1 protein-coding gene is annotated in these 389 nt (G+C 32.9%); it reads left to right on the top strand.

Going from position 1 to position 389, the window contains the following annotated elements:
• Positions 1 to 191: hypothetical protein (locus ACYQ0O_RS13165; RefSeq protein WP_459893805.1), on the top strand; the 191-nt coding region annotated here is incomplete at its 5' end.
• Positions 192 to 389: the final 198 nt, after the last annotated feature.

The raw sequence follows: 389 nt of genomic DNA, 5'->3' as shown, positions 1-389 counted from the left end.
ATGAAGGTCTGACAGGACTCATTGAGGTTGATGTAATTAAACTAAAAGAGCTATTTGAAAAAGATACATCTCTATCCTATATTTTTATTAAACAGGTATTAAAGGCATATAACAAGAAAAAATCGATCCAAAACATAACACTGATCTCATTTCTCACCAACCATCCTGAGCTTAAAAAATATATTGCATAATTTGTTTATCCCATTAACTCCGATATTTCAAGTTCTGAATGGTAGCTTCCCTACTTGAATCGTAAACCGTGAACCGAAAATCGAAAATCGGGTCATGTTAACGAGGAATCTGCCTATTGCCACTTGATCCATAACCCAATCAATAATCGGAGCTAAAAAAGAATAGGCAGATTGGATAATATTTTTAAAAAACTAGTT

The sequence above is a fragment of the Desulfothermus okinawensis JCM 13304 genome (assembly GCF_054654515.1).
Note: the sequence above shows the minus strand (reverse complement) of the source record. Positions and strands in the feature narration are given on the sequence as shown.